The sequence below is a fragment of the Thioclava dalianensis genome (assembly GCF_000715505.1).
Taxonomy (GTDB): Bacteria; Pseudomonadota; Alphaproteobacteria; order Rhodobacterales; family Rhodobacteraceae; genus Thioclava; species Thioclava dalianensis.
In genome coordinates this window covers 1-9,531 of record NZ_JHEH01000059.1, presented here as the reverse complement: position 1 = coordinate 9,531, position 9,531 = coordinate 1, and the positions used below count along the sequence as shown (strand labels likewise).

The following is a 9,531-nucleotide window of genomic DNA, read 5'->3' as shown; positions in this document are numbered from 1 at the left end:
TGATGGTGTCGGAGATCAAGGGCTTTGGCGCCCAGTCAGGTCACACGGAAATCTACCGTGGGGCGGAATACGCGGTGAATTTCGTGCCCAAGGTCAAGCTGGAGATCGTCGTGGCCGATGGTCTGGCCGACGAGGTCGTCGAGACGATCCTCAAAGCTGCGAAGACCGAGAAAATCGGCGATGGCAAAATCTTCGTGCTCGATGTGGACCAAGCGGTGCGCGTGCGGACCGGCGAAACCAATGATGATGCGCTCTAAGGGCGATAGGGGGACAGACCAATGAAAAACTTTCTCAAGATTGCGGGGCTCGGAGCGGCGGCTTCCCTGCTCGCAGCGCTGCCTGCCAGCGCACAGGATGCCACGCTCAACGGGGCTGATACCGCGTGGATGATGACCTCGAGCCTGCTGGTCTTGTTCATGACCATGCCGGGGCTCGCGCTGTTCTATGGCGGCCTCGTGCGCTCCAAGAACATGCTGTCGGTGCTGATGCAATGCACCATGATCACCGGCGTCGTGATGATCGTCTGGGTGCTTTATGGATATTCCATTACCTTCAATGGCGCGGGCACGTTCTACGGCAATTTCGGCAAGGCGTTCCTCAAGGGAATCACGCCTGACACGCTGTCGGGCTCGATCCCGGAATATGTCTTCATCGTCTTCCAGATGACTTTCGCGGTGATTACGCCTGCGCTGATCGTGGGGGCCTTTGCCGAGCGGGTGAAATTCTCGGCGCTGGTACTGTTCACCATCCTCTGGGTGACCTTCGTTTATTTCCCGATCGCACATATGGTCTGGGGCGGCGGGCTGTTGTCGCAATGGGGCGCGATCGATTTCGCGGGCGGCACGGTCGTGCATATCAATGCAGGCGTCGCGGGGCTTGTCGGGGCCATCATGATCGGCAAGCGCATCGGTCTGGGCAAAGAGAACATGGCGCCGCATTCGATGACGCTGACGATGGTTGGTGCTGCGATCCTGTGGGTCGGCTGGTTCGGCTTCAACGCAGGCTCTGAGCTCGCAGCCGATGGCACCGCGGGTCTTGCGATGATCAACACGTTCGTGGCGACGGCGGCGGCTCTGGTGTCGTGGGCTGCGGTGGAAGGTCTGCTGCGCGGAAAGGCCTCGATGCTGGGCGCTGCCTCGGGGATCGTGGCCGGTCTCGTGGCCGTCACCCCCGCATGTGGCACGATCGGCCCGATGGGCTCGCTCGTTCTGGGCCTGATCGTCTCGCCGATCTGCTATTTCTTCGTGGATACGATCAAGCACAAGTTCGGCTATGACGACAGCCTCGATGCGTTCGGCGTACATGGCATCGGCGGGATCGTGGGCGCTTTGGCGACCGGCATCCTGACCGCCTCGTCGCTGGGCGGCACGGGTCTGGCAGATGGCGTGACCATTGGCCATCAGTTCATGGTCCAGCTTGAGGCTGTGGCCGTGACCATCGTGTGGTGTGGCGTGGTCTCTGCGATCCTCTACAAGATCGTCGACATGATCATCGGTCTGCGCGTCACCCAAGAGGAAGAGCGCGTCGGGCTCGATCTGTCGTCCCATGGCGAGAGCGCCTATCACACGGGCGTCTGAGCCACGATCCAGACAGGATGCGAAAGGCCCGGAGCATACTCCGGGCCTTTTTTATGTGCTGCGTTATTCGAGGATCGGTCCCTCTTCCGCCTCTTTGCCAGAGCCTTGGCTCTGATAGTCGGGCTTTCGCAGGAACCAGACCAGCGGGATCGAAGCCAGAGTAATCCACATCATGAACTTGAAGTCATCAAGATAGGCGATCATCGAGGCTTGCTGTGTGGCCAGATTGTTGAGCACGTAGCTGGACTGTTCAGAACTCATCCCCGATCCGCTGCCCAAAAGGCTCTGCAGGTTTTGCGGGTTGATCGAGGACACGATCTCGGAGTGGTTCACCGCCATGTTATGGGTGAGCAGGGCGGTCACGATCGAGATCCCGATCGATGAGCCAATATTGCGCACCAGACTGAACAGTGCCGTGCCGTCGCCACGATATTTCGGATCGAGCGTGGCGAAGGCCAGTGTCGAGATCGGCACGAAGACCGCGCCCAAGCCGAAGCCCTGTATCACGCCCGAGACGATCAGCAGGCGCGGGCCCATCAGCGGTGAGAAGGTCGACATGATGTAGAGCGAATAGGCCGTCATGCCGAGGCCGAGCATCACCAGAAGCCGCAGATCGATAAATTTGACGAGCCGCCCGATCAGGATAGCCATGATCATTGCGCCAACCCCGCGCGGAGACATCATCAGACCTGTCGTGACCGTGGGGTAGCTGAAGATGCTCGAGAGCATCGGCGGCAGCAGTGCCAGAGAGGCCAGCAGGACGATCCCGATCACGAAGATGAACAACAGCCCCATCGACAGGTTGCGGTCGAGGAACATTTTCGGATCGATGAAGGGCTTTTCCACCCCCATGATCCAGACCAGAAAGACCCAGAACCCCGAGATGGCCAGCGCCAGTTCGATCCAGATCTCGGTTGCGGAAAACCAATCGAGATCGGAGCCCCGGTCCAGCATCAACTGCAACGCCCCGATGCCGATGGCGAGCGCTGCGAAGCCGATGAAGTCGAAGTTGACCTTGGATTTCGGGGTTTTGGGCAGGAAGGTCATGCAGCCCGCCAGCGCGATGATGCCGAGCGGGACGTTGATATAGAACACCCAGCGCCAGTTGAACGATTCCGTCAGATAGCCGCCCAGCGTCGGCCCGATGATCGGGCCCAGCATGATGCCGGCGGCGAACACCGCCATCGCCTGCCCGTGCCGTTCGCGCGGGTTGATGTCGAGCATGAAGTTCTGCGCCAGCGGCACGATCGCCGCCCCGAACACGCCTTGCAAAAGGCGAAACAGGACCATCGTGTCGAGCGACCATGCGATACCGCACAGCATTGAGAACAGCACGAAACCGATTACGGACACCATGAAGACTTCACGGCGGCCGAACCGGTTGGACAGCCAGCCCGACATCGGTGTGACGATCGCCGCCGCCACGATATAGGAGGTCAGAACCCAGTTGATCGTGTCCAGCGACGCGCCAAGATCCGCCCGCATATCGGGCAGGGCGACGTTGGCAATCGTCGTGTCGAGCACCTGCATGATCGTGGCCAGCATCAAGCAGGCCATGATGATGGGCCGGTTCGGGACGTTCTCCGGATCGATCGGTGGCGTGTCGTCTTGGATGGCGTCGGCCATGGTTTACTTGTCCTGACTTGCCGGGGCCGTAGCGGCCTCCGCGCCGGAAGACTGATTGAGGATCTTCTGATAGAGAGGTTTCGAGTTGGTATCGACGGTCACATCCGCCGACAGCCCCGTGCGCAGCCCCTCAAGGTTCGACCCTTCGGAAAGGCGCAGGCGCACCGGTACACGCTGGGTGACTTTGACCCAGTTCCCGGTCGCGTTCTGTGCCGGCAGGAGCGAGAATTCCGCGCCCGTGCCTGCGCCGATCGCTTCGAGCGTCGCGTGATAGGTCCGGCTCGGGAAGGCGTCAAAGACCACGGTTGCGCTTTGGCCCGCCTGCATATCGGTCAGCTCGGTTTCCTTGAAGTTCGCGATCACCCAGACGTCGGAGGTGTCGACCAAGGTGAACAGGCTCGCGCCCGCCGAGACCATTTCTCCCGGTTTGAACGAGGAGGCCTGATAGATGATGCCGTCGCTGGGCGCTCTGAGTTCGGTCTGCGACAGGTTATATTTCGCGTCATTCACAGCGGCGATCGCGGCCTGAACCATCGGGTGCTCCTCGACGGAAATCTCGGGATCGCCGTTCAGCGCCACCTTGGCCGAGGCGACCTTTTGTTGGGCGGCGGCCAGCGTGTCTTCGGCTGCCCGCGTCTGGGTACGCTGCGCGTCGAGCGAAGTCTGCGTGGCCGCACCCGATTTTGTCAGGGATTCCTGACGTTTGAGCTGATTGGCCTGATATTGGGCGTTATCGGCGGCTTGCTTTTCCTCGGCCAGAGCGGCCTTATAGGAGGCGCGCAGCTGCTCGATATCCAGCTTGGCAGAGGCCAGCGAGGCCTCGGCCTTGGCGAGAGCCAGCTCATAGGGCTTCTTGTCGATCTCGAAGAGGGGAGCCCCCTTTTTCACATGCTCGTTCTCGGTCACGAAAACCTTCGTCACACGGCCCGATATCTGGGTTGCGATCGGGATGCGCGCCATTTGGAAATTGGCGTTTTGGGTGCTTTCAGAACCACCCGCGCTCAGCCAGAACCACGCGCCGCCGATCACGATCAGGGCGGGCACAAGGATCAGGAGCCAGAATTTCGGGCCTTTCTTGCGTGCCTTCTTGGCGGGGGCTTCGCTGTCGGGGCTGGTTTTCGTGTCTTGATCGTTACTCATCTTTTTCCTCGCGGCCCTCGATGCGGGCTTCATCGTCTGAAAGGTTGTCAATCACTTGGTGCAACGTCCGGGTCAGACGTTCGGCAGAGTGTTTGGAAACGCCCCGGAGGGCTTTTTCATAGGTTGCATCGGCTATGCAGCGTGCTTGTTCGAAGACCGAAATGGCCTTGGGAGAGGGGTGAACGAGCTTTACGCGGCGGTCGTGGCTATCTTGTTTGCGCAAGACCCAATTGGCTTCTTCCATCCGGTCGACAAGGCGCGAAACCGAAATTGGCTCGATTTCGAGCAATTCGGCGAGTCGCGCTTGAGCGAGCGGGCCTTCGCGCTTGAGCTGAACCAAGAGGCGCCATTGCGCGGTGGTCAGTCCAAGCTCATGCGCGCGTGCTTCAAAGCGCCGCCGGATCAACCGTGTCGCGTCATGGAGCAGGAAGCCTAATGTGTGCTCTGGCATAGATCTCTGGGTCCTCGAAAACAGTAAGCCTTTACATTATGAGCTTGCTTATAGTTTCAAGTCGATCGCGATAAAAAATGAAAAAACGGAAGCCGTCAGGCTCCCGTTTTTGATCACGTTTTCGAGAAGTGCTTTGTCAGACGCCTGCGTCGAGTAGCGCGCGGGCCAGAAGCGGCACCGAGTTCTTGTTGAGACCGGCGATGTTGATGCGCGAGTCGCCCACCATATAGATCCCGTTCTCGGCTTTCATCTTGGCAACCTGCTCGGGCGTCGCGCCAAGGCGCGAGAACATGCCGCGATGCTCGGCCACAAAATCGAACCGGTCGGAATTCGACAGACGACGCAACTCGTCGGCCAGTTGCTGACGCAGGGCCAGCATGCCGGTGCGGACCTCTTCCAGTTCGGCCTCCCACTCGGCGCGCAGCGCTGGATCGGTGAGGACGCGCGTGACCAAGGCCTGCCCGTGATAGGGCGGGAAAGAATAGGTCTGGCGGTTGAGATAGGCCAGCGACCCCTGCGTCGTCTTTTGCGTGGCCGCATCGCCCAGAACCATCAGGCAGCCGGTGCGCTCGCGATAGATCCCGAAATTCTTCGAACAGCTTGCCGCGATCAGAACTTCCGGTAGGCGTTGTGCGATCAGCCGGGTTCCGGCGGCGTCTTCTTCAAGCCCGTCGCCAAAGCCCTGATAGGCCAGATCGATCATCGGGATGGCGCCGCTTTCCTCGAGCAGGTCGGCCACTTGGCCCCATTGCTCGAGCGTCAGGTTCGCGCCGGTCGGATTGTGGCAGCAGCCATGCAGCAGCACGATGTCGCCCGACTTGACGGCTTTGAGATCGCTCAGCATCGCGTCGAAATCGACCGCGCGGGTCTCGGCGTCGAAATAGCTGTAGGTCTTGAAGGCCTGACCCATGAAATTCAGGATCGACAGGTGGTTCGGCCAGGTCGGATCCGAGACCCAGATCGTGGTGTCGGGATTGGCCATGCGCGCCAGCTCAAAGCCCATCCGGCAGGCGCCGGTGCCGCCCACGGTCGATAGGCAGGACAGGCGGTCGGCAGGATAGCCTTTGCCCAGAACCATCTCGGCCATCGCGGCGTGGAATTCGGGCTGACCAGCGAGGCCTGCGTATTTCTTCGTGGTCTCGGTCTCCCAGACCTGCTTTTCGGCCTTGTGGATCGCGGACATGATCGGGGTGACGCCCTCGGCATCCTTGTAGACGCCGACGCCAAGATCGACCTTCTGATCGCGCTCATCGGCGCGGTATTCTTCCATCAGCGCAAGGATCTTGTCCGGCGCTTGCGGTTTGAGATTGTTCAGCATCATGCCTCTCCGGTTGCGACCTTGAGGTCGTTATACATGCCCCATTCAGACCATGACCCGTCATAGAGCGACCAGTCGGTCTTGCCGATCAATTCGAGGGCCAGCGCGAGTGTCGCCGCACTGACGCCCGAACCGCAGGTGGTGATCACCGGTTTGGACAGATCGACATTGGCCTTTTCGAACAGCGCCTTGATGGCGTCAGGGGATTTGAAAGTGCCCTCGGCGGTCAGAAGCTGGCCGAAGGGCAGGTTGCGCGATCCCGGGATATGGCCCTTGCGCAGCCCCTCGCGGGGCTCTTCGCCCAGACCTGCAAAGCGATCCGCGGGGCGCGCATCGATGATCTCGAAATCCCCCAGCTTGGAGGCATGCGCGACCTGCGTGACATCCTTCACCAGACCCGACTGGCGCTGCACGGTCATGTGACGGTCGCGCACCATGGGGGGCATGTCTTCGAGCGGATGGCCCTCGGCCTCCCATTTGGGCAGGCCGCCATCGAGCACGGCCACATCGGTCTTGCCCATCAGACGGAACAGCCACCACACGCGCGGCGCCGAGAAGATCCCGAGCTGATCGTAAATCACCACCTGATGGCCATCGCCCACACCCATCGCCCGCAGCCGGGAGATGAACTTTTCGGTGGGCGGTGCCATATGGGGCAATTGCGAGCGGTTGTCGGAGATATCATCGATATCGAAGAACCGCGCACCGGGAATATGCTTGGCGGCATATGTCGCCTTCGCATCCCGCCCCATTTGCGGCAGGAACCACGATCCGTCGAGAACCCGTAGATCGGGATCGTTCAAATGGGCGGCGAGCCAGTCTGTCGATACAAGCGTTTTGGGATTGTCCATCGCGATGCGCCTCTCTCCTCGGTCTTGAGTTGATTAGCCTCTGCGCCCAGCCAGACGCAAGGGCAGGCCCGTCAAAACCCGAGGTTTGCTCAGTTATTCTGCTTGAGCAGGCGCTGCTTTTGGCGGTTCCAGTCGCGCTTTGCCTCGGTTTCGCGCTTGTCGGCCAATTTCTTGCCCTTGGCGATGCCGATCAGCAGCTTGGCGATGCCCTTCTCGTTGAAGTACATCTTCAGCGGCACGATCGTCATGCCTTCGCGCTGTGTGGCGTTCCAAAGCCGCGACAACTCGCGCTTGGAGACCAAGAGCTTGCGCTTGCGCCGCTCATCATGGCCGAAGTGACCCGCCTGCATATAGGCCGCGATATAGCCGTTGATCAGCCACAGCTCGCCATCTTCGACCGAAGCATAGCTCTCGGCGATATTGGTCTGGCCGGTGCGCAGCGATTTCACCTCCGAGCCGAACAGCATGATCCCCGCCTCGAGCGTGTCCTCGACGGCGTAGTGATAGCGCGCTTGCCGGTTCTCGGCGATCAGCTTGGAATTTGGGTCAGATTTCTTTGCCATGGTCGTCCCGAGATAGGGCAGGGGTGGGTCTGTGTCCAGTGGGCGGAGGCGCAGAGTTCACTGCCCTCGCGCGCGCGTTGCATATAATGTTCTCGAAAACCGGCTATGATAGGCTGGTGGCGCAGGTGCGGAGTTGACGCAGGAACGGCGCGGGCGGCGGGCCAGATGATCCGAAGCCGCGCTTGCCTCGTAACTATCTTGATGCCGCACGTAACAAAGTCACGGTTGATTTCGAAAAGACGTGTATAGGGCATATCCCGCTTTTGCAGTGGGAGGCAAAAAGGAGAGCTTCATGCGCAAGATCAGACCCGGCGACCCGACATGGGCCGACGTGACCCCGAAAGCCGATTTCCTCAACCGCCGCCAGCTCATGGCAGGCGCAGGGGCGCTTGCGCTCGGCTCTATCGCAGGACCGGCCTTGGCAGGGCTCGATGCCAAACCGTCGAAATATTCGACAGATGCCAAGCCCAATACGCTCAAGCAGATCACCTCCTACAACAATTTCTACGAGTTTGGCTGGGGCAAGACCGACCCCGAGCAGTATGCAGGCCAGCTTGTGACCGATCCGTGGAGCGTCGAGATCGGCGGCTTGGTGGACAAGCCCGGCACCTATGGGCTCGAGGATATCGTGAAGCCCGAGACGCTGGAGCAGCGGATCTATCGCTTCCGCTGTGTCGAGGCGTGGTCGATGGTGATCCCCTGGGTCGGGTTTGAACTGGCGGATCTTCTCAAGCGCGTGGGCGTGCAGCCCTCGGCCAAATACGTGGCCTTCACCACGCTGTACCGTCCCTCGCAGATGCCGGGTCAGAAGCAGGGCGGAATCGACTGGCCCTATATCGAGGGGCTGCGGCTCGACGAGGCGATGAACCCGCTGACGATTCTGGCGACCGGTCTTTATGATGAGCCGATGCCGAACCAGAACGGCGCGCCGATCCGCCTGATCGTGCCGTGGAAATACGGGTTCAAATCGATCAAGAGCATCGTGAAGATCGAGCTGACCGATAAGCAGCCGCCGACCACGTGGAATATCCTCGCGCCCAACGAGTACGGCTTTTATGCGAATGTGAACCCGACGGTGGATCACCCGCGCTGGAGCCAGGCAACCGAGCGCCATATCGGCGCGGGCCTGTTCGGCGGGCGTCAGAAAACCCTGATGTTCAACGGCTACGGCGATGAGGTCGCCTCGATGTATCAGGGGATGGACCTGCGGAAGTTCTACTGATGATGAGCGCAAGCCTTACGGCCCCCATCAATGGCGCGCTGCGCCGCGTGCCCACTTGGCCGGTCTATCTCGCGGGGCTGATCCCGCTCGCTTGGGTGGTCTATCTCACCCTGACGGGTGGGATCGGAGTAGACCCGGTTGCCGAGATCGAACACCGGCTGGGCAAGATCGCATTGTGGTTTCTGGTCGGCGGGCTGGCCATCACCCCCGCGCGGCGATTCCTCGGGATCAACCTGATCCGTTACCGCCGTGCGATCGGCCTGCTGGCGTTCTTCTATATCGCGCTGCATCTGGCCTCTTGGGCGATCCTCGATATGGGTATGCTCTGGGGACAGGCTTTGGCCGATCTCTACAAGCGCTGGTACCTGCTGCTGGGAATCACGGCCTTCGTGATTCTGATCCCCTTGGCGGTGACCTCCAACAATGCCTCGATCCGCAAGCTGGGCCGAAACTGGCGTCGCCTGCACTGGCTCGTCTACCCTGCCGTTCTGCTGGGGGTGATTCATTACCTCATGCAGATGAAGGTGATCTCGCAGGAAGGCTGGATCTGGCTGGGGGCCGTTCTCGGCCTTCTGGCGCTGCGTCTGGTGCCCCGTCGCCGGTAGGCGCTGCGCCGTTTTCAGAGATTTCGCTGAATCAGGTGATTTGCGAAACATTCTTGTGCTGTAACGATTTTCGCCCGGATCTTTCCAAAAAGATCCGGGTTTTTTCTTTTCTTTTCAGTAACATGACGTTTTTCCGTCAGAAATGTGCAGTTTTTTCAAAAAGGCGCTTGCGGAGTAT

10 protein-coding genes are annotated in these 9,531 nt (G+C 60.3%); 4 read left to right on the top strand and 6 right to left on the bottom strand.

What is annotated here, in order from left to right:
- Both DL1_RS19925 and DL1_RS19920 read left to right on the top strand, forming a co-directional pair.
- On the top strand, window positions 1–257 hold a 257-nt coding region (locus DL1_RS19925; RefSeq protein WP_038069915.1), incomplete at its 5' end, for a P-II family nitrogen regulator.
- Between the two features lie 21 nt (window positions 258–278).
- Window positions 279–1,577: an ammonium transporter gene (locus DL1_RS19920; RefSeq protein WP_038069913.1), complete on the top strand. Its 1,299-nt coding sequence runs from the start codon at window positions 279–281 to the stop codon at window positions 1,575–1,577.
- A 63-nt stretch (window positions 1,578–1,640) separates the two neighbouring features.
- On the opposite strand, the gene DL1_RS19915 is transcribed toward DL1_RS19920, so the two are convergent.
- From DL1_RS19915 to smpB, 6 genes are all read right to left on the bottom strand, one after another.
- Complete coding sequence (locus DL1_RS19915) at window positions 1,641–3,203, bottom strand: DHA2 family efflux MFS transporter permease subunit (RefSeq protein ID WP_051693717.1); 1,563 nt, start codon at window positions 3,201–3,203, stop codon at window positions 1,641–1,643.
- Window positions 3,204–3,206: 3 nt separating this feature from the next.
- Window positions 3,207–4,343: an HlyD family secretion protein gene (locus DL1_RS19910; RefSeq protein ID WP_074854918.1), complete on the bottom strand. Its 1,137-nt coding sequence runs from the start codon at window positions 4,341–4,343 to the stop codon at window positions 3,207–3,209.
- Window positions 4,336–4,794 (bottom strand): MarR family winged helix-turn-helix transcriptional regulator, encoded by a 459-nt coding sequence (locus tag DL1_RS19905; RefSeq protein ID WP_038069910.1) that lies wholly within the window; start codon window positions 4,792–4,794, stop codon window positions 4,336–4,338. Before DL1_RS19905 ends, DL1_RS19910 begins: the two co-directional genes overlap by 8 nt.
- A 136-nt stretch (window positions 4,795–4,930) precedes the next feature.
- The gene (locus tag DL1_RS19900; RefSeq protein WP_038069907.1) at window positions 4,931–6,112 is read right to left on the bottom strand and encodes an amino acid aminotransferase; all 1,182 of its coding nucleotides are present in this window, start codon (window positions 6,110–6,112) and stop codon (window positions 4,931–4,933) included.
- Entirely contained in the window at window positions 6,112–6,963 is an 852-nt protein-coding gene (gene sseA / locus DL1_RS19895) for a 3-mercaptopyruvate sulfurtransferase (protein WP_038069904.1), read from the bottom strand. Before sseA ends, DL1_RS19900 begins: the two co-directional genes overlap by 1 nt.
- 89 nt (window positions 6,964–7,052) lie before the next feature.
- The gene (smpB, locus tag DL1_RS19890; protein WP_038069901.1) at window positions 7,053–7,526 is read right to left on the bottom strand and encodes an SsrA-binding protein SmpB; all 474 of its coding nucleotides are present in this window, start codon (window positions 7,524–7,526) and stop codon (window positions 7,053–7,055) included.
- A 292-nt stretch (window positions 7,527–7,818) separates the two neighbouring features.
- Between smpB and msrP the strand changes: the two genes are divergently transcribed.
- Complete coding sequence (gene msrP, locus DL1_RS19885) at window positions 7,819–8,748, top strand: protein-methionine-sulfoxide reductase catalytic subunit MsrP (RefSeq protein WP_038069899.1); 930 nt, start codon at window positions 7,819–7,821, stop codon at window positions 8,746–8,748.
- Window positions 8,748–9,353 carry a protein-methionine-sulfoxide reductase heme-binding subunit MsrQ gene (gene msrQ, locus DL1_RS19880; protein ID WP_245739600.1) on the top strand — a complete coding sequence of 202 codons (606 nt, stop codon included), beginning with the start codon at window positions 8,748–8,750 and terminating at the stop codon, window positions 9,351–9,353. The genes msrP and msrQ overlap by 1 nt, the downstream gene beginning before the upstream one ends.
- The last annotated feature ends 178 nt before the right edge of the window (window positions 9,354–9,531 follow it).

Excerpts from the sequence above, each read along its gene's own strand:
- DL1_RS19920 (WP_038069913.1), top strand. The coding sequence starts at position 279 with ATGAAAAACTTTCTCAAGATTGCGGGGCTCGGAGCGGCGGCTTCCCTG.
- DL1_RS19915 (WP_051693717.1), bottom strand. The coding sequence starts at position 3,203 with ATGGCCGACGCCATCCAAGACGACACGCCACCGATCGATCCGGAGAAC.
- DL1_RS19910 (WP_074854918.1), bottom strand. The coding sequence starts at position 4,343 with ATGAGTAACGATCAAGACACGAAAACCAGCCCCGACAGCGAAGCCCCC.
- DL1_RS19905 (WP_038069910.1), bottom strand. The coding sequence starts at position 4,794 with ATGCCAGAGCACACATTAGGCTTCCTGCTCCATGACGCGACACGGTTG.
- DL1_RS19900 (WP_038069907.1), bottom strand. The coding sequence starts at position 6,112 with ATGCTGAACAATCTCAAACCGCAAGCGCCGGACAAGATCCTTGCGCTG.
- sseA (WP_038069904.1), bottom strand. The coding sequence starts at position 6,963 with ATGGACAATCCCAAAACGCTTGTATCGACAGACTGGCTCGCCGCCCAT.
- smpB (WP_038069901.1), bottom strand. The coding sequence starts at position 7,526 with ATGGCAAAGAAATCTGACCCAAATTCCAAGCTGATCGCCGAGAACCGG.
- msrP (WP_038069899.1), top strand. The coding sequence starts at position 7,819 with ATGCGCAAGATCAGACCCGGCGACCCGACATGGGCCGACGTGACCCCG.
- msrQ (WP_245739600.1), top strand. The coding sequence starts at position 8,748 with ATGATGAGCGCAAGCCTTACGGCCCCCATCAATGGCGCGCTGCGCCGC.